Here is a 23,404-nt window from a genome sequence, read left to right as displayed (position 1 = left end):
ACGACTCGTCCGGATGTCCAAGGACGATGTGCTCAATCAACTCGTTTGATCCAAAAGCTTCCCCCACACCTCTCTGCCTTCGGAAGCGCTTTTTCAAATTTATCGCGATACTCATCGTACATATGATGACCTGACCAAACGACGTCGAAGGAGTCGTTGAACATCAAAAACGTCTGTAGAAGATATTGCTCCGTCCAAAAACGATGGGAATCCAGTATCCACTCTTTCGGATATTCGGACGGGAAGAAGATGTCGTGGCAATGAACATACACCCCTTTCGGAAGTTGCGGCAATATCCTTAAATAAAGGTGAGCGACGTCATTACCGATATTGAGAGTATGACTTGAGTCAATAAACAGAAAATCCCCCTCTTTGAGCTGCAAATAATTCTCAGCGTCGAGTTCCTCTGCTTTCGTCTCGATCAGTGTGAGATTTTCGCGAGTGCGATTCAGTTCTCGAAGGGACTCATCCGGATACGGTTCAATAGCTATTATTTCAGTTGTGTCCCCCGTTTGTTTCTTGTTTTGTGTGGAAGCAATCAATGAAAGTCTTGTTGAGACACCCGACCCTACCTCGATGATTTTGTCAGGTTTGAATTTTCGAACCATGGCATAGAGAACCGCTCCATCAGCGTGAGGAAACATCTCTGTCCCCGAAAAGGAACATTCCGAAAAATACTGCTTGAAATCGTCCAGAAGTTTCAGTTGTTCTTCTTCACGGAGCTCGATGCCTTCGGTGGGATAATCATCGTCCCAGGGTTGTTTCTCTCGAAGGTCATCGGTGTCCGGAACCGGGTAATAGTAATGATTTGGAATAATATGGAAGCCAAGAGATTGCCACACTGGCCACCCTTGTCGTATTAAGAACGGGGGGATTTCTGAAGGGTTCTTTAGCCCTCGTCTAATCAAATCCACTAATTGAGATACCATCGGTATCGACCGTTCATCGGGAAGTAAAATATGATTTTTGGGCGTAATTTCCTGTGTATTTACTATATTGTCTAAGATGTTTCTTTAAGAAAAACTATATCTCTACCGGGCATTGACTAGTTTAGCTCCACCTCAGCAGGTGTTCGTTAGTTGAGCGATTGGTGCGGTTCGCAATGGCCATAGTAGTGTATATTCTGAGCAAGACAAAGAGTTACGTTTGGCCGACAGTCCACCCACGACATTTGGAACGGTCGCTACACATTTGGAGGGTAAGAAACAACTTTTCGACCACGCTTCGCTCTGTATAGTCAAGCCAGCCATTCAATCTTAGTTCGAAAGGGGGAAGATCGATGGCTGTAGCCGCCGAAAATCATCGCGTCCGAGATATGTGATTCTCGGCCAATTCGGAGAGAAACGTAGCCGTCGAATCGATGCCATGTTGATTAAACACAGCGACGCCGAGAACGGTTTTATTTCGGTTAATATTGTGTCGTATGTACAATTCTTATCGCCGTTTATTCTGACGGCGTTTCGTCAACCGCGGCTCGCGTCGGCGCAGTTGATGGCGGGTTTAAGACATTGTCATCTTCCCGATAAATTTGCTGGAACACCACCTGAAGTGAACGAGTACGACGGAATTTTCGAGAACTGAGGATGGCTCTCAAAATGGAATTTTCGTCGAGTGAATCTGCACCCCGCGTGCCTTGAGTCGCGGTGCGTACATCATTCCAGCATTCGAGCAAGGACGGGTTCAAAGAAACTGTGCGCGATTCTTGGTGTTACAAAGCATCGGAGGCCACAAACTGCTCACTCGTTCACTAAGTTCTATCCAGAACAGAACCCTCTTTGATCGGTTCAACGTTCGTAGACGGCATACATTCTTTTTAATATGCTGGTTGCAACTCACAGTATCTGTGCTTAAAAATAATCGATACTCAACTGTATCCGAGTTCATTAGATCACTCAGAAATCCATGTAGTCACTGAAGCGCATTTTCACCCCGATGAACATCCAATATATTAACTGAAGGAAATGTTTTGGCTTGCGAATCATGGAAGGGTCGATATAATGGTGGCCATTAGTGAATTCGCCTTCCCTTATGTAACATCCGCCTAGGTGAAACTGGTGAAGGTTTGTCACGTCGTGATTTTTATCTTCCAATTCGGCGATTGCTCCGGAATGTTTCGAGAGAAATTGCTGTTTAGCGTCACGCATATCGATCGGAGACGGATCGTTCGATTCGTGTATGACCACGAGATCTTCCTCCACGTACTCCAGCTTTCCATATCGGAGAAGCCGAATGATCAAGTCCCAATCTTCGTGAATATCGAGTTGGTGATCGAAACCATCTACCTCAGTAATGGCGTTCCGTTTAACGATTAGTGTCGATCCGGGACCAATCCGGAGGTTTAGCATGAGTATTTCCCTGATTAGATCCGCTCCACCGCTTTTTTTACTCGAGGTATGGAACAGGTGATCAAAGACATAGTATTTTAGCCTCTGCATTGGACTTTGCTTGTTGTAAGAGAACCCACAGTAAGCTGCAATCCACTCTTCGGACTTCCGTTCCAGCGCAGCAATCTGTCGTTGTAGTTTACGAGGTTTCCAGCGGTCATCAGAGTCGAGAAATGCGATGTAATCACCATCAGCTGCCATAATACCGGAGTTTCGAGTTTCACTCACGCCCATATTTTGTTGGTGAACGATATAACGAAGTCTCGGGTCACTGTAGTCGTCTACCACCGTTTGAGTATGGTCAGTGGAGCCGTCATCTACGATCAGTAGCTCGAAATCATTGAAATTCTGGTTTAGAACACTATCGATCGCACCCCCAATTACGTCCGCTCGATTATATGTTGGTATCACGACGCTAACTGTTGGCCCCCCCTCCATAGCGTGAGACCAATACAATCCGAATTGGTTAAACCTTCATGGCCACGACCAAATCGCCATTCTAACCATACAATAGGCCAAGAATCGTTCTATGGTATTAGCCTGATGAGGTTCTCCTCAACGAGTATCCGTCCATTCATACCAAAGCGGCAGTCCGCTCCCTATCATTGAACTACCCGCTCCTCAAACAGAATCGGCCAGATTCACCGAAACTGTACATCACATAGAAATAATTGATAGTTTCGTAATATCAAGATTCATCATCGTGGGTATGTGCATGTGATATGTACCACAACATACTATATCTTGGACCACAACGTTGTATAGGATGACAACGGGAGGCCAACAGCGCTTAGTTTACGGTCAAGTCGCTTGGATGCTCTCCGCAATTTTCGTTTTGTCCGTGTTCGGGGAACTTTCACTGCCGATTTTTTTCGTTTGTTCTTTTGTTGGATTCCTCATCATGATTGAATTCACGGCACCTGTTAACGTCACACCAAAGTGGCGAACACGACTGAAATGGTTCGTCATCCTGGGGCTCATATTATTAGGGTATTTCCTCATCAGGAAGATACTGTCACTACTCGGGACGGGGATAGTTCCATGAAGAGGCTATCCGACATCGGGTATCCACGGTTGCTTTTGCTTGTGCTTACTGTGGCCATTATTGGGGGTCTTCTCTTCGCGATAAGCACCTCGTCGGCTGCATTCAGCAGCTATAGCATGAAATGGAACGGTGCAACGGAACTCCGTTCAGTAGCATCTGATTCCGGTGCAGAAAGCAGAATAGTTCGGGACACGGCAGGCTATGCCGATGTGAATCCGAACGACACTGTCGCCGTCGTTATCTCACCGAATACCGCATATGAACCCGCTGAACGATCTCGGGTCAAGAAATTCGTTCGAAACGGAGGCACTCTAATCATTGCCGAGGACTTTGGGGGGCACTCTAATCAGCTACTTGAATCGATCGGTGCAAGCGCCCGCATCGATGGACGTCCTGTTAGAGACGTCCAGTATAACTATCGCTCCCCTGCTATGCCAGTCATACGGAACACCTCGAATCATCGAATCACGAAGGGAGTCGATACGCTTACGTTCAATTACGGAACGGCGGTCCGTCCGCACGATTCGACCGTCCTTGCGACCACATCGAATTACGCCCACATCGATACGAATCAAAACCGAAAGCTCGACACAAACGAGACGCTCACGGCCACTCCGGTCGCATCGACGGAACGAGTCGGAAAAGGCCGTGTTATCGTCATCGGCGATCCCAGTCTGTTCATCAATGCGATGATCGACCAATCCGATAACAGAGCGTTCATTCACAACAGTTTCGAAGGGCATCGAATCGTGATGTTGGACTACTCGCACTCGGCACGATTGCCACCGCTGGTACGTGCCGTGATGACGCTCAGAACGTCGCCACCCCTGCAGATTCTGATTGGAATCATTGGAATCCTCGGATTTGCGGGCTGGCTGCGACGGCCTCGTCAGTGGATCAGTGACTTGTATCGGGATTCGTCCGAGCAGAATGCCCCGAAAATCAGCGAGAAAGAGCTGATGGACTACATCGAAAGACATCACCCAGAGTGGGACTCCCAACGTATCGAACGCGTCGTCACAGCCCTTCATGAACATCGGAAATGAGGAATCTGTGAGGACCCAGATGAATTATCAGGGTCGACATTGTATGTGCTTTATATGAGTGAACCTGCTGACATCTATAGCGACGTCGTCGAAGAGCTTAGCAGTGTATTGATCGGAAACGAGGCTGTTGTTGAGCATCTCATGATTTCGCTGCTGTCGCGCGGCCACGTCCTCTTAGAAGGGGTTCCCGGAGTCGCGAAGACGATGATCGCCAATCTGTTTGCACGCGCAATAGGACTTGAGTATAACCGGATACAGATGACGCCCGACCTTCTCCCGGCCGATATTACGGGGACATATGTATATCGGGAAGGAACCGGTGAATTCGAACTCCAGCGAGGGCCGATCTTCTCTAATGTAGTCGTCGCCGACGAGATCAACCGGGCAACGCCAAAAACACAGAGCGCGCTGTTGGAGGCAATGCAAGAACAAGCGGTGACGATTCGAGGTGACACGTTGTCGCTTTCGAACCCATTCATCGTGATTGCAACTCAAAATCCAATCGACATGAAGGGGACGTATGAACTTCCAGAGGCCCAGCGCGACCGATTTCAGCTGAAACTAACCGTCGATATACTCGAACGGGACGACGAATTGAGGTTGGTAAACCGATTCGATAGCCAACCTGATCTCGGAACCGAGGACGTATCCACTGTAGTGTCAGCCGAAGATGTATTTTCAGCTCGCGAGGTTGTCTCCGACGTTTTCGTTCATAAATCAGTAAAGCAGTACATGCTCGACATTATCGAAGCGACCCGTGAGCATTCGGACGTGGAATATGGCGGGTCATCACGTGCAACACTTGCGTTTCTCGATGCCTGTAAGGCGGGAGCAGCGGTTCGGGGACGGGAGTATGTTATCCCGGATGACGTCAAAAACCTCGCCGAACCCGTGCTTACGCATCGGATCCAACCGAGTACTGATGCGGATCTGAGTGGCGTAACGAGTGGCGATATCATCGAAGAGATTCTCGAGGAAACTTCGCTCCCGAGTGATTCCGTTGATGCAGAAGCATCCCTCTATGAACCTACCGCTGAGGAGGCGATTTCTGATAGCCAGAGTGAATGAATCAACAAGGGAAAAGTGTAGTTACATAACGCAAAATCAGACGCCGTAATCCGGTTTCCATCGGATTTCTATTGGTAGTCATCGCACGGGTCGAGACGCGCTTTTGCCGAGTCAAATGATAGAATGGGAACTATAAGTATCTCGCTCACTATTATTGTGTCACTCATGACCCGTCGGCAGCAATATTCGCTTGAGGATGTGAAACGAGTTCTACGCGAGCCGAAACTCCTCCGAAGAGAGATCGTTCGCCTCCAGAAAGACATCGCCCTCAAGTTCAACGCCTACTGCTCCCAACTGGTGAATCGTAAGCCACGTATGGATGTGATGGAAGAAGACTGGGACAATCTCATTATCTTGGATGCTTGCCGGTATGATATGTACATCCAGCAAGCGAACTTCGGGGACAGGGTGACGAGCAAACTGTCCCCAGGGAGCGAAAGTTGGGAATTCATGCAAGAGAGCTTTGTCGGACGGGAATGCCAAGATACGGTTTACGTCACGGCGAATCCACACGCGTTCAAACTGCCGGACGAAACCTTTCATGCCATCGTCAACCTCCTGAGCGACGATTGGAACGAAAAGCACCGAACGGTGTTGCCGGAGACGATGGTTCAACGAACGCTCGAGGTGCTCGACCAGTATCCCGACAAACGAATAATCTCCCACTTCATGCAGCCACATTTTCCGTTCATTGGGGAGAAAGGAAAAGAAGTCGAGCACATGGGTATCGAGACCGATCAGGGCGGCAAACCACATCCATGGAACGCATTGTTGTATGGGATGAATGTAGACAGGCGACAAATCCTCGACGCCTATGCGGAAAATCTCAGTGTGGTGCTCCCCCACGTATTCGAACTGGTTCAGGGACTGAACGGAAAAACGGTCATTACCGCCGATCATGGCAACCTCGTTGGTGAACGCACTTTTCCGATTCCGATACGAGCATATGGTCATCCGAGGAATCTGCACAAGCGTGAATTAATCCAGGTACCATGGGTTGTCAACGAAGCGACTGAACGTCGGATAGTGAAATCCGATTCACCGATCGAGTATGAAACATTGGAGGAAGAGGTTATCAAGGATCGATTGAGCGATCTTGGCTACACTGGATACTGAAACCAATCAGGCATTCAGATTGGAATGTGTTTAGCGAAGAAATCCCGATCCTCTTGCTCGATTCCGAGCCAGTACAGCACTGCTCCGAACGCTACGAGACCGATAACCCCACCAATTGTACCCACTACAAGCGCAGCAACCGTTCTCCCCACTGAGGGGGGCAGATACTCGAGGAATACTGCCCGTACTGCGTACATCAGGGGTGCCGAAACAAGACCGGCGAAAATCGGCTTGAGATATTTCCGCGAATAGGGAAACAGCCGTTCGAAGTACCATACTTCCGCGACCCGCAATACATTAACCGACGAGATGACCGTCACGCTGGCGATCGCGGCCCCGATTAACCCGAACTCCATGATGAGGAAGTAGTTTAGGACGACATTGCAGAGGCCGAGAATCCACTGATTGGTGAGCGTCATGTACTGATGGTCGGTCATCATGAGGAGGTAGCCGCTCGGTCCGACGCTTGCATTGGTGAGCTGGGCAACGACGAACAATAGAAGGATGAGTTGTCCCTGCGTGTAGCTGTCCCCGAAGAGCGTCAACAGTTCAGTAGAAAACACAATCGCCCCGACCGCAGGAAACAGTGCCATCGTGAACGACCAGCGAGTCACTCGCCGATAGAGAGATTCGAGGTTGTCGATCTCGCCGTTGGTGTAGAGACGCGACGCGATGGGAGGGAACAATTGGCTGAACGCGTTGAGCGGGAGGATGAGGAATCCGGCCAACACGGTTGCAATTTTATACATGCCGACGGCGTCACCAGCAGCGACCAAGAATCCAACCATCAGAATGTCGACGCGGTTCGAGAGGATATAGCCCGCTTGATTGAGCGTTAGCGGAAGGGAGAAGTTGTAAAACTCGACCGTCTCTGTTCGTGTCGCAGAAAACAAGGGCGATAGGGACGCCTTCGTATAAGCCAGCCAGACGGCCGCGGCGAAAACGAGAAGCATTCCAACGACCGTCGCCGTTATCGCGCCGACGAGTTGGTATCCAAGGAGGAGCGCGATTCCAATCATAATAACGCGAAGGCTGGGAATGAGGATATTTTCGATCAGTACCTGGTATTCGGGGAGTTCGAGACTTTTAAAGAGACTCTTGACACAGTTGGTTAGCGTATTGAACGGCAACATTATCGCAAGAATTCGGAGTCCTTCGGTGAGGTACGGTCCCACCCCATTCGCCGTAAACGTCGAGAATTGGGTTATCCATGGTGCGGCGACGTATAACAGTGCGCCGCCACCGATGCCCGCCCCAAGTGAAGTAAGGTACGCAAGTCCGAGCATCCGCCGTCGCTTCCCCGAGTTGTCCTCGTATTGGGGGACGAACTTTAGGATAGATTGGTTGGTTCCCAGGTTCGTAAATACGTTGATGACAGCAAGTATCGTGGTCGCGAAGGCGTATACGCTGAACAAGATAGGTGTTGCTAGCCCATGTGTCAATAGGAGAGTCAGAAAATACCGGAGACCATTATCGATTCCTTTTCCGAGTGCGAATATCGATGCGCCGCGAGAAACCGACTGAAGCGGCGAATACGAATCGGAAGATTTCTCGGTCATTGAGCTGGACGATTCGGTATCAGTTCTCATCGACAGTGATCGTTTCGTTTTCCCATAATATTCCGGTTTTACCGCTCGAATATACCTTGTTCTCCGACGAGATCGCGTTTTGTAACCATTGTTCGGACATAATAATGTTGTTTTTATACACGGATCGATTTACGGCCATCGCTTTGAGCCGATACTTCGGCCACCACTCTAGATACAGAAATGTATTGGTTTTCGAGTTAGTAATCCCTCGCTCCGATACTTCGCTCCGGTCTACACGATCGACCCCGAATCGCTGCAGTGCTTTTCGTGGCATCCACAGTGTCGAAACACCTGACGAGTAGTTCTGTGAAAAGTATCCTGAAGACGCGAGCATGCTACTCTGCTGTTCCGATAACGTACTCTGTTGGTCGTACCCCGGTTTTACTTTGTAATAGTCGTGACCACCGACCAAGGGGGCAGTGATTCCCATCACGACAAGCAGGAGGCAGAGTGAGATCGAACCAATCGAGTGCCGCTCTTGCTGCGTGGCATGGTAGAGACCGAGACCGAGTATGAAGACGAAGAAGATAGCCCACAGGAACCCGATCCGTTCACTGGACTTGATCGGAATCGGTAGCTTATAAATGAACACTGAACCTGCCAAACCGACAATCAGAACCGGAAATAGTTGGTGATACTTGCGACGGTGCTTCGCTATGACTCCAAGAGCGATGATGGAAACTGCTACGAGTGCTGAAAAGTAGATCCCGGAAACACTAAACAACCAGTGAAGTCCAGTGGCGAATTCCGACTTGGCCGAAATTTGTCCGAGCGTGAAGGTTTGTACTCCCCCACCGGAACTTTCAAATAAAGTAGTCACAATATCGAGGAGGGCGAAAATCAAACCTCCAATGTATATCCCTTTCGCCAAAATCACCCAATGAACGACGATAACGACGAGCGCGGCGACGAATAGGGGGTAGTTCAATCTGAATCCCGACTCGGTCTGCACTGGCGAGATGCGGAGCACGAACCAATACAATAGAAAGAGCAGAACCAAGATCGGTATCAGCAAGAAATAGGTGAAGTGATGGATGAAACTCAGAGCGGGAATGAACATGATTCCAAGGAGACCAAATCGGATTCCACTGCTAGTCGATTGTCTAATCACGAGGTAAAGACCGATGATGACCAATGGAATGGCGAGGGACTGTGGGAAGAAGTAGCTCGCGAAAAACGGGAACAAGTAAATCGATGGGATGACCGTAGCAACTGCTATCGCTTGCAATTGGTTCAATGAGAGCGACATCGCAAAGAGATACGTGATTAGCGGAAACACTGAATAGAGAATCACCCCGCTAAGATAGAGTGAATCAGCACCGGAGAGACCAGAAATGAGACGTAAACTCCCAATGAAGCTATGAAAGCCGCCAAATGATTGATAAATAAGATCCGGGATAAACTGGACGTAGTTGGAAGATAAGAGCTCTGTTACAAAGCGTAAATGGATGAATATGTCCCCGTATCCAAAATAGAGTCCGCTAGTGAGCCATTTGATCATCGGGATGGATCCAGATAGGCTGCACAGCTGAATCAAGTACAATTTTTGATTCATAGGGCCAAAGATTTGAATCATCAGAAGGGGAAATCCGAGCAGCATAAGGAGTAAGACCGCTATTAGGGGAGTTTCTAATATCCCGGCGACGCTGATCGAGACACAGCAGATGATCAGATTGAATTTCAGATACTGCTTTGCAGATGGGGTCGTGACGTGGATTGTGCTATCACTAAAACTACGAATAGGTCGATCGTAGAGATACAACACCAGTCCTCCGAGATATGCACCGATCACACCGTAGAGACCCTGTACGACCGTACTGGGGTCAAAAAAAGATGAGACCAATATCAGCCCAATAGTAGCAGCGAAAATAAACGCGTACCCGATATAGATCTCCACTCCCTGTGACGCCAAGCGTGAAACGATCGGGAAATCCGGATTGTCTGAAGCCATACTACGATTGATGGATGAAGGCTACGTATTCAGGTTCCGTGTTCGCTCCAGGGGCAATAAATGAAAACGGGGAACTTTCGGCTCGAGCCCCATCTCTCCGGAATTTCATAAAACATCATCAACACAGATTTACTAAACTCTTTTGCGGGTAGTCGGGTGGTTCCGCTTCCGCCACTCGAAAACACGGGCTACAACGGACTTATGAGCCCTCGACTCGACAGTGTTACCGATACCATGATCGCCAAGTCAGAGTCCTCTTCCGAGGGGGACTTGCGGGTGCTTAACGTAATCGTGGCAGCACCGAACGATCGTGAGGGGGCCGTTCGAGCTGGTCTTCAACTCGGTGACCATCTCGCTGAGTTCGCCTCGGTCGACACGGTGAAAATGGCTGGACGATACGACACGGAGTTAGCATCCGAACTCCGACTGCAACACCCGTTCTACCAGATCCCGTCACAAACGTTCCCTCGAGACCTGGCTAAGCGTCTGATTCAGTCGGAGAAAAACTATTCGAATTCGCTGATTTGGACACAACTCACCCCGCCAGATCCACTTGACTCGTACGATATCGCCCACATTCACAATGCTGTTCCACTTGCGGGAATGGTCGCTGCTGCTCTCCAATGTGAAATGAATGACCTCCCGTACTGCGTGACGACGCACGGTATCAGTAAGATTCCGGAACTCCCGAAGACGATGAACATGCCGTGGGTTGCAAAACTGGCATTTCGAGCAGGGTTTCTCTCGCCGTACCGGACGGTTCTTCGTCGTGCATCACACCTGTTTGCACTTTCGGCGAGCGATGCTGACATTCTCAACCGAAAATTCCCCGCCCAATCGGTGAGCGTCGTTCCGAACGGTGTTCAACCCAATCCGCCAACCAGAGACGAACGAGAGCAGTTAGAATCTACATTGGGGATTTCCAAATCGGATCCAATGCTTCTGTTCGTCGGAAAAGTTCTCCCCGGAAAGGGTGTTCAGGATCTGCTTGCGGCAAACCGAATGGTGGCCTGTGAGTGTGAATTCGTACTGGCCGGTAGCCCTATGGATTCAAAGCTAGCTGAACGTTTGCAAACCTCAAATATTCGCTATCTTGAGCACGTGAGTGGCTCTCTTCTCAACAAGCTATACAGGCGGGCAGACGTGTTCGTTTTCCCCACCCGCTCCGACGTGTTTCCTTTGGTAACGCTAGAGGCGATGGCTGCAGCAACTCCTGTTATCTCGACGACTGTCGGTGGAATACCCGAGCAAATAACTGAAGAAACAGGAGTCCTCGTCGAACCGGAGTCTCCTGCCTTGCTCGCAGAAGCGGTTGAGCGAATTATATCGGATGTCGAGCGAAGACGTGCAATGGGCAAAGCAGCATACGAGCGAGCGATGCAACACTATTCGTGGCGGAGTATTGCAGAGACGACCGCCGAGCGGTATTCTCGGATACTTTCTTCCACCTGATCGAGCCGTGAATCGGGAAGGGGACGGAGACCCAACTAAGGAAATAGTATTATCGGAACTCAATCGAAAAAATCGGGATATTTTAAATAATAAAGAGGTTGACGCGGTAAGTGGAGCGGCTAACGTAACCTCTATGACACCCAATAACGTCCTCTTAGTAACGATCGACTCGCTTCGCGCCGACCATCTCCCCAGTTTCGGAAACGAAACCGTTGACGCGAATGCGATCGAAGGAATGATGCGAGAAGGAGATTCCTTTCGTTGGGCGTTTACAACTGGTCCCGGGACAACACCCTCATTCCCTGCAATGCTCACCGGAACGATGCCTCTTTCATATGGGGGCCTCGGCCCGTTACGAGACGACCGTCCGCGTTTAGCCCGGGAACTTGGAAAAAACGGTCTGGCCACTGCTGGGTATCATTGTAACCCATTTCTTTCGAGCTATTTCAACTATGAACTCGGTTTCGACCAATTTGAGGACTATCAGAATGTGCTGATGGGGATAGCAACCAAGATCTTTCCTCGTGGTATCGAACTCAATAATCCGATGTTGCGTAATATCGACGAAAAGCTCCATCTCACGGACGCTATCAAGACAGCGTACCAAATCGTCGCAGGGAAACCTCGGCCGTACGTACGTGCAGAAGTAATTACGGACGACACAGTCGAATGGTTACAGCAACTCTCTACCCCATTTTTCTGTTGGACGCACTATATGGACGTTCATCATCCGTGCTACCCACCCTCCGAATATCGTGAGCGATACGAAGTAGCTGATGTATCCCAGACGGAGGTTTCCCAAATGTATTCGACACTGCTGACTGAACCGGGTTCGTTATCGTCCGAGGATCTACGAATTCTCGAACGGTTGTACGATGCGGCTATCGAGTACGTGAGCGACCAGCTAGCACGAATCCTTCAAACATTGCGACAAACCGGTGTGCTCGATGAGACGCTTGTAATCGTCACCTCGGATCACGGTGAGATGTTTGGCGAGTTCGAGCAGTTTGGGAAACCGGAGAGGATGCACGACGAACTCTTGCACGTTCCCCTCGTCGTACTGAACGGTCCTGAGTATCTCGGTGACGCGACCGAAGATTTAGTCAGCTTACTCGATATACCACCGCTAATCCATGACGCCCTTGGGTTGGAGATTCCAAAAGCGTACACGGGTCGATGTCCTGGCCTCGACGAGTCGCGTTCGTACGTCCTTGCCGAACATCAAGTTGAAGGCGACGTAGTCGTCGGTGCGCGTTCAGCCGACTGGTTGTACGAGGTCGACGAGATACATGATGAACGACGCCTCTTCACCATGCATGATGGTGAACGAAAACGAATGAACACGGAGGGGAATGATTCAGGGGCAAATCTAGTCAAAACTGCTGTCTCTGCTCGAATCGAAGACCTCGACGGTGTCACGGGTGTCTCCCCGGTCAGCCTTGATGAAGACGTTGAGCAACGTTTAGAGGATCTCGGATACCGTTGATTGTAGCAGTGATGAGTTCGTCGTGGTGTTCAGCCCATGTTGGTGCTAGGGTTCTTCACTCACAATAATTCAATCGAGTAGTATCCGATGTCACTATCCCGCTGGTTTCAAAGGCCTCAATTTATTAATATCAGGATGTCATATATCGCTGCATGGCAGTGAATGGGGGCGGCCAGACAGTGCTAGTTACTGGTGGGGCAGGTTTCATCGGCTCACATCTAACCGAGCGCCTGGTAGAACTCGGTGAGGATGTCGTCGTCGCTGATGATTGTTCGCGAGGTGAACTTAACCGGATCGACCACCTTCTCGATGAGATCGAGTTTCGTAACGTGGATCTTACGACGTACAAAGGCTGTGTCGAAGCAACGGAAGGTACCAATCAGATATTCCACTTGGCTGCAAGCGTTGGCGGTATCCATTACATCCAACGCGAAAATGTCGGGGGGCTAACCCCAAGCGTATTGATGAATCAGCATCTTCTCGAGGCAGCGGAAAAAAACGGAAGTGATCGTTTCGTATTCGCCTCGTCGGCGTGCATTTACCGACAACAGCACGATGAGTTGAACCGATTCAGTGAAGATCAAGCGATTCCTGCGAATCCGCACAGCACTTACGGATGGGCGAAGCTGTTGGGTGAGGTTGCCTGTCGTGCCTACCAACAAGATACGGATCTCGAGACGGGGAGTATCCGTATTTTCAACTGTTACGGCCCGCGGGAGAGCCTTGACCCGGCTACCAGCCACGTAATTCCATCACTCTGTCGGAAAGTACTAGAAGAACCCGATGGCGGAACCATCGAATTGTTCGGGGATGGGACACAGGAACGGGGGTTCATCTACGTTGACGATCTCGTAGACGGAATGATACAAGCGATGGAAAAGGGGTTGGGTGGTGAACCGATCAACCTCGGAAACGCGAGGGACGTCGTCTCGATGAACGAACTTGCCCGGAAAATCATCGATATAAGCGGAAAACGTATCGAAATCGACCACGACACCTCCAAACCCACAGGAACCGATAAGTACGCGGCAGATACGTCGAAAATGCGTCGAGAACTCGATTGGAAGCCCAGCGTTTCCCTCGACGAAGGACTTCCTCGTGTGTATCGGTGGGCAGCGGAGGAACTTGGACAAAAAGAAACCGCGATTATCACGGATGGAGGTGACGAAAGATGAACTGGAACGGCGAACGCGTCCTTGTCACCGGTGGGGCATCCTTCATCGGCAGTCACCTCGTCGAGGAACTCGTCGAAGAAGGTGCAAACGTCCGTGTTGCAGACGACTTTTCGAGCGGGGAGATGGGTAACCTCTCGAATGTCGAAGGAGAAATCGACGTATTCGAAGGCGACCTGAAACACAAAGGATTTGCGAACGATGCGACGACGGATATTGACACGGTCTTCCATCTCGCGGCCGATCACGGCGGGCGCGGATATATTTCGTCGTATCCAGCGAACTGCGCCACCAACATGGCACTCGACAATATCGTATTCGAAGCTGCGTCGAAAAACGGCGTAGATCGCATCACGTTCGCCTCGAGTGCCTGTACGTATCCGACCGACATTCAGAAAGAGAAACAGCGGCTCAGCGAGGACATGATCAGCTTCGACGAACGAGGAGGTGCATACGCAGACGAGGTTTATGGCTGGGCGAAATTAATGGGCGAGCGATCGTTACGATCGTATCATGAACAGTATGGAATCGATGCTGCTTCAGTTCGCATCTTCACCGCGTACGGGCCACGGGAGAACGAAACGCACGCTATCATCGCGCTCATGGCGAAAGCGTATGCGGAGCAGGATCCCTTCCGCATTTGGGGCGATGGGAACCAGACTCGTAACTTCACGTTCGTGCGGGATATCACTCGTTCGCTTCGCCTTGCTGCCGAGAATATTACGGACGGCACTGCCGTCAACGCAGGCATACGGGAGTATATCTCCATCAACGAAGTTATAGAGGTGATTTTCGATCAGCTCGATTGGGAACCGGACGAGTTGGAGTATCTAACGGACAAGCCCGTTGGCGTGCGTCACCGTGCCGCCGATACGACACGGGCAAAGGAGCTTCTGGGGTGGGAACCTGCGCTCTCGTTAGAACAGGGTATCGACGAAACGCTGGATTGGTACGTAAATAACCACGATAAGAAACGCGTCGAAGCGAACCTCGAAACGCTCCTTCACGAACGCTGATTTCGAACCTTTCAACATGAACGAGTCCAAGAAGAAACTCGTATTGGTTACGGAGTACTTTCATCCAGAAACTGCGTCGACGGGACAGTTGTTGACGGATCTCGCCGTGGGGCTTCAGGAACGGGGGCTGGATCTAGTAGTATACACCGGGCAGCCAAACTATCACAGCGGGGAAAACGAGAAACAACCGCGGCGAGATCGGTACGAAGACGTCCTGGTTAAACGAATTCGTGCTCCACAGCTACGACAGTCCTCGTCCATTCGGCGGGGGTTCAACTGGACGGTTTTTACGATATGGATGTTTTTCACCTTACTTGTGAGCCGGTCAGAGCATGAGCGTGAATTCATCTTCGTCTCGAATCCACCGTTCCTTCCGATCGCGATGTGGCTCGTTTGTCAGATTCGACGTTGGGACTACACGTTTATCGTCTACGATCTGTATCCCGACCTCATCGTCGAAACGGACTACATCGGTGAGAACGGATTCGTGGATACGATTTGGAGCAATCTGACTGTCCTCGCGTTCGAGGACGCACGTACCGTAGTTGCACTCGGCCCGACGATGCGCGATCGTATCATCGGGAAGGCCGGAGACGACTTCGACGAGTCGAAGGTGGTGATAATCCATAATTGGGAGGACGAAGAGTTCATCACGCCACGATCGAAGGACGAAAACTGGTTCTGTGAAGAACACGACCTCAAAGACGATTTCGTCCTCCTCTACTCGGGGAATATCGGAGAGAATCACGACCTCGAGACAATCGTGAACGCTGCCGAGCACTTCGATAATGATGCCGTTACAGTCCTTATCATCGGTGAAGGCGATAAAAAACAGGCCATCGTCGAATTGGCCGAACGGAAGGGCTTACGAGGTGATACGGTTATGTTTCTCCCGTATCAGGACCTCGAACATTTGCCATATTCACTAACTGCCGGCGATGTCTCGATCGTGACGGTTCAAGAAGGAATGGAGGGAATCTGCGTCTCAAGTAAACTATATACTGCGCTCGCCGCGGGACGGCCAATCCTGGTCATTGCACAGTCGAACGACGATGAGGCGAAAATTGTCGATACGTATTATGCTGGATTACAAGCAGCACAAGGGGATGTCAACAGCGTCGTCAACGCTGTAAAGAAGTGGCGGGCTGACTCAAACCTCATCACTGAACAAGGAGAGAACGCACGCACTGCATTCGAAAACAGGTTCACGAAAGACCATTCCATCGATCGGTACTATCGGTTACTCTCGGACGGCAAGTCGATCGAAGTAGAAGCGGAACCCACTCGTCAGTAATATCGGGGTTTTACTTGGTAGCGTGGGAGGATATCGTCTTCCTCGTCCGAAAGTCGCCAATTCGGGAAATATGTCCATGTTTTTCGATTGCCACACCGAGCGAAACGAAGAATGCAACCCTTTGGGGAATAATATTATCCATCAAGAATAAATCTGGCACCCTGACATCTAAGTAACTATACAGCGATACTCATCGGTAGTGGAACGACAATGAACGAGGTGTTAGAGGAATGGCCAGCCACTGAGACCGTGTTCTTGACTTTGGACTTGGAATGCGATTATGGCACGGCAATTACGAAGAACAGATACGATGCAGCCCGTCGAATCTCACCTCTAGTCGAGTTTCTCGAAGAATTTGATCTCCCGTTGACGTGCTTTGTACAGACGGAGCTATTGGATGTCGCTCCCGAAGTCATCGATAAACTGGAGAGTGCGAATACGCACGTGGAGTTCCATCCACATTCGCATACGCACCCCAGACGCTCCGTTGCGGATCTCGAATTCGAGATCGCCGAGAGCGTAACGAGACTTCGAGACAGGTTCGAAACGGAGCCGTTGGGATTCAGGTTCCCCGATGGTGCCGCGAAGACCTCCGACTACGCTCTCCTCGCAGAGTACGACGTCGTGTTCGATGCGAGTCTCTTCCCATCGTGGCGTCCAGGTCGGTTTAACAATCGTACTCGCTCTCGGTTTCCGTTCAGGCACGAAAAGACCGGCATCGTCGAATTGCCGTTCACTGTCTTTTCCGAACAGCTCCGGGTACCGGTGGCTCTTTCGTACATGAAGCTTTTCGGACGTCCGTACGAGTGGATGATTCATAACCGTCCGCCCAGTGTTCTCGTATTCGATTTTCATATGCACGACCTGATGGTGCCACCAGCGTTCGACCATCTTCCACGCCCCTATCGTCTCGCCTATCGCCGCCGCCGCGACGAGGGCTCCGATATCTTCCGACGATTGATGAAAAAGTTGCGAAGGGATGGATACGAGTTCGGAGTGATGACCGATCTATATCGGAAAACGGAGGTGAGCATGAGTGGGCAGTGATCCTTCGGACGATCGCCAACTCGACGTTCTTATCATAACGGTTGATGAGTATTACTATATTCCAACGTTCCTTCGCGACATAGTCGTTGCAGACGACGTTAACGTGGTCAACATCACCACCATTCCACCGGCCCTTGGAACGAAAAGCCTCGTAGAGTTCGTTCCGGAACTTCTAGAACGATTTGGACTGATCGGATTTTTTCAACACTCCCTCTTTTATGGAACCCACATGATTTTGGACAGGATAAATCGCATAGTGGGATCTGGCCGAGCCTACTCCCCAGAGACGCTCGCGAAGCGAAATGAAATCGCGTATCGTCACGAAAGGGACATCAATAGCGATGAATACGTGCAGTATGCGGCGTCGATGGTTCCAGATGTCATCGTATCAGTTGCCGCTACGCAGAAGTTTCAGTCGGATCTGCTGGATGTTCCGAACCGATGTGTCATTAACGTGCATTCGTCGTTACTCCCCGATTACAGGGGGGTTTCACCGAGTTTTTGGTCGCTGTTGAACGATGAGGACAAGACAGGGATCAGCGTCCATTATATGGACGAAAATATCGACACCGGAGATGTCATCCTTCAAGAAGAGTTGGAGATTCACCCCGATGACACGCTCCACACCCTCAACCGTCGTGTGGCCGAGCACGGTTCGACGGTGCTCCATGAGTCGCTTCGACAGATTTCAGAAGGCGTCGTTGATTCAACGTCGACGGATCCTTCGAATGGGTCGTACTATTCGATGCCCACTCGTGAGGATGTCCGTGAGTTTCGGCGGTCGGGGAACCGATTTTACTGACGGTTAATGGTTAATCGAGATAATGATTTAACGAATGGAGGATGACCGCTGTGAAGCAGCTCAGGATACCTGTGAGACTAAGGAATGTAGACGTCATTGCGATACCGAGTGGAAAGGTTTCGGTTTGAATGTAGTTTATTATCGTCCAGTATCCGAATCCAAGACCGGTCAGGGCAATCAGAAATCCAGGAATTCCCAAGGTTGCGACCGGGCGATCCCGTTCGATAGTCTTCAGTAGGTTCCTGATGAGGACGAAGCCGTGTGCAAGCGGATGATGGTTACTTCCGTTTTCCACATCATAGTCGATCGTCGTCCCGACCTCTTCTATTTCAAATCCCTGCTGATGGGCATGGTAAAGAATGTCGGTGCTAGCATCCATGTGAGATGCGATATCTGCACCGGCTAGCGATTCTATCGCCGAACGACCGTACACCCGAAAACCGCTTTGCGTATCTTGCAAGAAAGAACGCGGCCGCATTGCTCCCATGCTCAAGTTGGTAAGCGTACTCACGATATTGAGTCCGATCCAGCGATATATCGGGATATCCGTTTCCACTTCGTCGCCGAATCGGCTCCCGATGACAATATCTGCGCCAGTACGGTTCCGCGCATCGACCAACTTCGGAATGTCTTCGGGATCATGTTGACCGTCACCATCCAGGATCACCAATTCGTTGACGTTCGCCTTCTTTGCCCAGCTGAATGCGGTCACGAGTGCTTCACCGTAGCCTCGATTAGTCGCGTGCGTGATGACTTCTGCTCCTGCGTCACGTGCGACTGCCGGTGTCTCATCGGTGCTTCCATCATCGATGACAACCACCTCATCCACGTGGATATCAGCTGTCGAGACGATATCCCCAATCGTGCCTGCTTCGTTGTGGGCAGGTATCACTGCATGAACCGTTGTCGATGGTTCCTGCGTGGGTTGTTTTGCTTCGACGCAGCATTTTTCGGTCGATTCTATCGTTGCCGTGGTTTGGTTGTAGTCGATCGGAACTTTAGCGTTGGACTGAAATATTAGCCCGGGGTGGGAGCGGGCCATCGCAGTGAGAAGCAGTTCCCGCCTCAAGGAATCGTCGTCAGGATCGGGCTGTTGTGGGTCAATAATGATGGCACCGATCTGAGCGGCCAACTTCACACCCTCTATCGTTGGCTGACTTGCATGTGTGACGAATACCGTGTGACCCCTATTCATCGCCCGAAGCGTTGTGGCGATCACGTCACCGGTGTTGTCCTCCCTCGCGATTAACCCGACAGCTGGGATTCGTTTCCCCTCGCCATTCGTATCGCCGAACAAGGATTGTCTCGGACGGAATTCGTCCAAACTAGGATGATTCGCACCATCAGTCAATTTTGGATGGAGAGTTACGAGTGAATGGCCACATTCGACGCAAATGAAGTAACCGTCGGCTGTATGGATGGTGCGTCCGTCACACCAGACGCATGTGACTGATATTCCAGGTTCGGCCGTTGAATACTCGGACATTTTTGGTGGCAACTTCAATACCCGCCCGTCTGTTGGTTCATCTATGGTTCCCCGTTCGTAATGAGTCGCGACGGACACTGCATATTCCGATCGTGGTCTATCGCTGACTCGTCGGTAGCGATCGCCGGAGACCCAATTACTGGATCACCCTTCACCCTCCGTGCTTCGTTCGGTATGTTCTTCCTGGACACTGCTGGATTCTCCCTGATTTCCACGGCCTCCTGTTTCCCGCGAGGAAGCTCGATGCCCTAGTCTCGGCAATCCCGACTCCCTCACGGTATCCGTTTGGGCTCCTCAGATAGTGTGTGGACGACAACAATTCTGATAAGTCTTACTGTCGTCTGCTCCTTTCACTTTTGAGATGGCGTACCGCTCACGCTAGTAGCACCGATACGAATACCGTTCCCGGGTACAAATTCATCGGTCGTACTCCCGTCAACGGCCACGAGCGGAAACGTTCACCCAGAGATGGAGTTCTCGATATGCTTTGTTCTCGGTCGGGGTAGCCGGTGCATCTCCCTTAAACAGAAGGTAGTGCAGTCGCAACCGATTACCAGTCATCCGCGGCGTGATGTCGTGTTCGGTTCGCCACGTTCCGTTTGCCCCTAGAGATGCGTGAAATCGATGTAACTCCTGTGCCTCGGCGACTTGCGTCGTGTCGTTCTCGACTCTTTCCATCCGGACAACGACGGTGTAGTCCATTGGCCGTTGTTCGTGATTGTTGATACCGACGTACATCGACTTGCTCTCACCCTCCGTGAAGTTCGTCGGATAGTCGTCTGCGACCAACGTACCGGTCTCATTCTTGTTGAGAAGATAGAATTCAGTAAACGACCCACTCTGGTCAGGTTCCGTAACGGCGTACGCGACGCTTCCGACAGCGAGGAGCACGCTCAAAACGAGAAAAACGTTGAGGAGCAATCCTGCTCGGGAGTCGTGTTCGAATAGTTCAGTCCTCGCAGTTGCCGCCCAGTCCCTGTAGGGGACGACAAAACGTTCGTTCGCGGGGAGTTCCCATCGTCGACGCGCTGCCGAGAAGGTGGCGAAAAGGGTCAACCCACCGAGACAGAATAGTAGCGGACGGGCACGAATACCCCACGGTGTGAAGTTTAACATGAGTCCGGTCACCGTGACGATAACGATGCTCGTTCCAATAGAGAGTACGACACGTTCCACACCATCAATACAGTCTCCCGGCCGTGGAAGGATGGTGTCCCGTTCGTCGTTGACCGACCGTGTTTTGACCTCCTCGATACGTTTTTCCGGAAAGAAGGCTGCTATGAGGACATATCCCGGGATGAACAACACGAAGGCGATACCGAGAAGGTTGCGTAGCGGAGACCCTGAAAGAACGGGTATCGACAGTGTCGCAAAAGTCAGTACGGTAGAAATCACCACTGCCGTGAGGTCGGCGGGAAACCGGCGAACCGGACGGGGGATTAGTAGCCAGAGGTCACTATCGGGAGGCATCGATTCACCATTTCGATTAGAGCGGTGAAAAATGTTGGCCTAGCGGCCCTCTCATTCCGTGTTTGACTCCGACACGAGCGAGGATGCGATATCCACACTCGTTTGCGCATCGTTGATAGAGATGGAGGTGGTCGCAAACGCGGCGGTTTCGTACGCGTGCGCTAGTTGGCGTAGTTTGTCCGTAGTGTCGTCGTCCGCGTCACTCGCTCGATAGTCGTGGTACAGTTCCCAGTGTGTTTTCCCTGGGCGCAACTGGTTCACGCCCTCGCGCGCGAAGTGATACCGTACTGCTGCGTACGCAGTTCGAACGGCGGCATCGGAACGATTCGCGGCCAACTGTTCGCGTGCCACCGTGATCAGATCCGTCGTAGGCACTGGTTCGTCGTCCCCACCTGTCGGCATATGGGAGTCACCCAAACTGATCTCTCCCGTCGAATTCGAACCGAGTCCGAGGAAGTTCCGCGACCAGACTACGTACGCGCCTCCTGCAACGAAGCCAAACAGACAGATACTGCCGACCCAAAGCCACCAATCGGGCATGTCATCACTCGATCCGTTGGGCTGGAGGTTGGTTCGTGTTTTCGTCGACCCCAAATTGGACATCGCGCCTGAGTAAACCGCTGCGACCGTGACGGATTTGTTTCCATTAGTCGTGTCTTTCGGGAGGGACACGACCGCAGAAAAGTGTCCATTCGCATTCGTCTCAGCGGTCGTGATGGTTTGACCAGCAATACGGATTTTCACGGTCTGGTTAGCCACTTGAGCACCAGCCGCCGTCGTCAGTGTCCCCTGCACTCGAAGTCGATCCTCGGTTCGCTGGGTGTTTATCGAGAGATGGGTCGGGGTTTTCGTGACATTCATCGGTACCGCATCGCTCGCGTTCGTCAGGGCTTTGTTTGCGAGTGCGACCTGCGCTCGCACTTGCTGCTTTCCGGATCCAACTCCTGTTGGCAGCTTCCTATCGATGACAAACGTTCCGTCCGTATTTGTTCGTTTTGTGCCGAGGAACGTGTTCCCGACCATCACCCGCACTGGAACCCCCGACGCACCGACATTGTCCCCTTTGACTGTGCCTTTCACGGTAATGTTCTCCCGATACTTCGCCGCGTTCGGCGTTTTCGTGATTTTTACTGTCGGCTTAGATTGGCGAACGGTGAGATCGATCGTCCCGCTGGTTCCAAGGTAGATCGAATCGTTTCGCGGAGCATACTCTATCGTCCGTCGATGGGTTCCAGCCTTGACGAGCGTGGGACGATAGGTTGCCGTAAACCTGCCGTCTTGACCAACCTTCGACCTGATGGTTTGGTTCCTGATTTCCAATCGTATCTTTCGATTCCGAAGTACGGAACCGTTCGCTGCTCGTAGCCGGCCAGTGATATTGATGGGATCCGTGAACGACCCCGACCCGGACGCCTCCAGGTTTGAGAATCGTGTCTTGATAAACTCCCTCTCACGGATCTTTGCTTGTCGTTTCGTGATATTCTGCGTTATATTATCGACGCGGCGTTTGCTGTTGGCTATTTGGGTACTGTTCGATGAGACGTTCTCGTAGTCCCGTTTCAGAGCGGATCCGTTTCGTTTCACCCTTTCCGAGTATCGTTCCAATTTCCGAGCACGCGTTCGTGCACGAGCGGCGTTCTTGTTGCGCTTTGCCTTCCGATATTTTTTCAACGTCTCCTGGTACGATTGAACGTTGGTAACTAGCTGCGTTTGATTGCGTTGAAGCCGTACGAATCGTTGCCTGTCGGCGCCTTGGTCTGATTCCCCGGAAACATTGCCGTATCGTTTCGATAATTTGTCGTATTTGGAGCCGTTTCCAATGAGATTCTTCGCGCGTTTGTAATCCCCTTTATTGGCCTGACCGACGCTATCGTGAAGCTGGTCGGCAAGTCGGCCGTTGATCCACCGCTTTGCAGTGTCCGACGAACCCTCGCTGTTTACTTTGTTGGGATTGACTTGGTGCGGAGTCGATGAGTCATT

At 51.1% G+C, this 23,404-nt stretch carries 18 protein-coding genes; 11 read left to right on the top strand and 7 right to left on the bottom strand.

Going from position 1 to position 23,404, the window contains the following annotated elements; all coding sequences use genetic code 11:
* Window positions 1-32 precede the first annotated feature (32 nt).
* Window positions 33-842, bottom strand: coding sequence for a class I SAM-dependent methyltransferase (locus tag ACN2TU_RS16460; protein ID WP_435156857.1), 810 nt, complete (start codon window positions 840-842; stop codon window positions 33-35).
* A 1,050-nt stretch (window positions 843-1,892) separates the two neighbouring features.
* Window positions 1,893-2,822 (bottom strand): glycosyltransferase family 2 protein, encoded by a 930-nt coding sequence (locus ACN2TU_RS16455; protein WP_435156855.1) that lies wholly within the window; start codon window positions 2,820-2,822, stop codon window positions 1,893-1,895.
* Window positions 2,823-3,150: 328 nt separating this feature from the next.
* Here ACN2TU_RS16455 and ACN2TU_RS26965 point away from each other — a divergent pair, with 328 nt between their 5' ends.
* The 4 genes from ACN2TU_RS26965 (at window position 3,151) to ACN2TU_RS16440 (ending at window position 6,659) form a co-directional block, all read left to right on the top strand.
* Window positions 3,151-3,429 carry a DUF8044 family membrane protein gene (locus ACN2TU_RS26965; protein ID WP_472850209.1) on the top strand — a complete coding sequence of 93 codons (279 nt, stop codon included), beginning with the start codon at window positions 3,151-3,153 and terminating at the stop codon, window positions 3,427-3,429.
* Window positions 3,342-4,475 carry a DUF4350 domain-containing protein gene (locus ACN2TU_RS16450; protein WP_435157056.1) on the top strand — a complete coding sequence of 378 codons (1,134 nt, stop codon included), beginning with the start codon at window positions 3,342-3,344 and terminating at the stop codon, window positions 4,473-4,475. The genes ACN2TU_RS26965 and ACN2TU_RS16450 overlap by 88 nt, the downstream gene beginning before the upstream one ends.
* A 54-nt stretch (window positions 4,476-4,529) precedes the next feature.
* The gene (locus ACN2TU_RS16445) at window positions 4,530-5,543 is read left to right on the top strand and encodes an AAA family ATPase (protein ID WP_435156854.1); all 1,014 of its coding nucleotides are present in this window, start codon (window positions 4,530-4,532) and stop codon (window positions 5,541-5,543) included.
* 165 nt (window positions 5,544-5,708) lie between these two features.
* On the top strand, window positions 5,709-6,659 hold the full coding sequence (locus ACN2TU_RS16440; protein WP_435156852.1) for an alkaline phosphatase family protein: 951 nt from the start codon (window positions 5,709-5,711) through the stop codon (window positions 6,657-6,659).
* 14 nt (window positions 6,660-6,673) lie between these two features.
* Here the strand turns inward: ACN2TU_RS16440 and ACN2TU_RS16435 are convergent, their stop codons facing one another.
* Entirely contained in the window at window positions 6,674-8,218 is a 1,545-nt protein-coding gene (locus tag ACN2TU_RS16435; protein WP_435156851.1) for an oligosaccharide flippase family protein, read from the bottom strand.
* Window positions 8,219-8,237: 19 nt separating this feature from the next.
* Window positions 8,238-10,199: a hypothetical protein gene (locus ACN2TU_RS16430; RefSeq protein ID WP_435156850.1), complete on the bottom strand. Its 1,962-nt coding sequence runs from the start codon at window positions 10,197-10,199 to the stop codon at window positions 8,238-8,240.
* A 156-nt stretch (window positions 10,200-10,355) separates the two neighbouring features.
* On the opposite strand from ACN2TU_RS16430, the gene ACN2TU_RS16425 reads away from it, so the two are divergent.
* From ACN2TU_RS16425 to ACN2TU_RS16395, 7 genes are all read left to right on the top strand, one after another.
* Window positions 10,356-11,651, top strand: a complete 1,296-nt coding sequence (locus ACN2TU_RS16425) for a glycosyltransferase family 4 protein (protein WP_435156848.1) — start codon at window positions 10,356-10,358, stop codon at window positions 11,649-11,651.
* A 133-nt stretch (window positions 11,652-11,784) separates the two neighbouring features.
* Window positions 11,785-13,137, top strand: a complete 1,353-nt coding sequence (locus ACN2TU_RS16420) for a sulfatase (protein WP_435156846.1) — start codon at window positions 11,785-11,787, stop codon at window positions 13,135-13,137.
* A gap of 152 nt (window positions 13,138-13,289) precedes the next feature.
* Window positions 13,290-14,312 (top strand): NAD-dependent epimerase/dehydratase family protein, encoded by a 1,023-nt coding sequence (locus tag ACN2TU_RS16415; RefSeq protein WP_435156845.1) that lies wholly within the window; start codon window positions 13,290-13,292, stop codon window positions 14,310-14,312.
* Window positions 14,309-15,325, top strand: coding sequence for an NAD-dependent epimerase/dehydratase family protein (locus ACN2TU_RS16410; RefSeq protein WP_435156843.1), 1,017 nt, complete (start codon window positions 14,309-14,311; stop codon window positions 15,323-15,325). The genes ACN2TU_RS16415 and ACN2TU_RS16410 overlap by 4 nt, the downstream gene beginning before the upstream one ends.
* A 16-nt stretch (window positions 15,326-15,341) precedes the next feature.
* Entirely contained in the window at window positions 15,342-16,619 is a 1,278-nt protein-coding gene (locus tag ACN2TU_RS16405; protein WP_435156842.1) for a glycosyltransferase family 4 protein, read from the top strand.
* 210 nt (window positions 16,620-16,829) lie between these two features.
* Entirely contained in the window at window positions 16,830-17,666 is an 837-nt protein-coding gene (locus tag ACN2TU_RS16400; protein ID WP_435156841.1) for a polysaccharide deacetylase family protein, read from the top strand.
* Between the two features lie 256 nt (window positions 17,667-17,922).
* Entirely contained in the window at window positions 17,923-18,468 is a 546-nt protein-coding gene (locus tag ACN2TU_RS16395; RefSeq protein WP_435156840.1) for a methionyl-tRNA formyltransferase, read from the top strand.
* 10 nt (window positions 18,469-18,478) lie between these two features.
* Here ACN2TU_RS16395 and ACN2TU_RS16390 read toward each other — a convergent pair whose 3' ends face one another.
* The 3 genes from ACN2TU_RS16390 to ACN2TU_RS16380 all read right to left on the bottom strand — a co-directional run bounded on the left by ACN2TU_RS16390 (window position 18,479) and on the right by ACN2TU_RS16380 (window position 22,744).
* Window positions 18,479-19,765: a glycosyltransferase family 2 protein gene (locus ACN2TU_RS16390; RefSeq protein ID WP_435156839.1), complete on the bottom strand. Its 1,287-nt coding sequence runs from the start codon at window positions 19,763-19,765 to the stop codon at window positions 18,479-18,481.
* A gap of 624 nt (window positions 19,766-20,389) precedes the next feature.
* Window positions 20,390-21,424, bottom strand: coding sequence for a DUF1616 domain-containing protein (locus ACN2TU_RS16385; RefSeq protein WP_435156838.1), 1,035 nt, complete (start codon window positions 21,422-21,424; stop codon window positions 20,390-20,392).
* 51 nt (window positions 21,425-21,475) lie between these two features.
* On the bottom strand, window positions 21,476-22,744 hold the full coding sequence (locus ACN2TU_RS16380) for a hypothetical protein (RefSeq protein ID WP_435156837.1): 1,269 nt from the start codon (window positions 22,742-22,744) through the stop codon (window positions 21,476-21,478).
* Window positions 22,745-23,404: the final 660 nt, after the last annotated feature.

Source organism: Haladaptatus marinus (assembly GCF_051194195.1).
This window is presented reverse-complemented; position numbering and strand designations above follow the sequence as displayed.

Excerpts from the sequence above, each read along its gene's own strand:
- ACN2TU_RS16445 (WP_435156854.1), top strand. The coding sequence starts at position 4,530 with ATGAGTGAACCTGCTGACATCTATAGCGACGTCGTCGAAGAGCTTAGC.
- ACN2TU_RS16410 (WP_435156843.1), top strand. The coding sequence starts at position 14,309 with ATGAACTGGAACGGCGAACGCGTCCTTGTCACCGGTGGGGCATCCTTC.
- ACN2TU_RS16400 (WP_435156841.1), top strand. The coding sequence starts at position 16,830 with ATGAACGAGGTGTTAGAGGAATGGCCAGCCACTGAGACCGTGTTCTTG.
- ACN2TU_RS16455 (WP_435156855.1), bottom strand. The coding sequence starts at position 2,822 with ATGGAGGGGGGGCCAACAGTTAGCGTCGTGATACCAACATATAATCGA.
- ACN2TU_RS16420 (WP_435156846.1), top strand. The coding sequence starts at position 11,785 with ATGACACCCAATAACGTCCTCTTAGTAACGATCGACTCGCTTCGCGCC.
- ACN2TU_RS16440 (WP_435156852.1), top strand. The coding sequence starts at position 5,709 with ATGACCCGTCGGCAGCAATATTCGCTTGAGGATGTGAAACGAGTTCTA.
- ACN2TU_RS16450 (WP_435157056.1), top strand. The coding sequence starts at position 3,342 with ATGGTTCGTCATCCTGGGGCTCATATTATTAGGGTATTTCCTCATCAG.
- ACN2TU_RS16405 (WP_435156842.1), top strand. The coding sequence starts at position 15,342 with ATGAACGAGTCCAAGAAGAAACTCGTATTGGTTACGGAGTACTTTCAT.
- ACN2TU_RS16435 (WP_435156851.1), bottom strand. The coding sequence starts at position 8,218 with ATGACCGAGAAATCTTCCGATTCGTATTCGCCGCTTCAGTCGGTTTCT.
- ACN2TU_RS26965 (WP_472850209.1), top strand. The coding sequence starts at position 3,151 with ATGACAACGGGAGGCCAACAGCGCTTAGTTTACGGTCAAGTCGCTTGG.
- ACN2TU_RS16385 (WP_435156838.1), bottom strand. The coding sequence starts at position 21,424 with ATGCCTCCCGATAGTGACCTCTGGCTACTAATCCCCCGTCCGGTTCGC.
- ACN2TU_RS16415 (WP_435156845.1), top strand. The coding sequence starts at position 13,290 with ATGGCAGTGAATGGGGGCGGCCAGACAGTGCTAGTTACTGGTGGGGCA.
- ACN2TU_RS16430 (WP_435156850.1), bottom strand. The coding sequence starts at position 10,199 with ATGGCTTCAGACAATCCGGATTTCCCGATCGTTTCACGCTTGGCGTCA.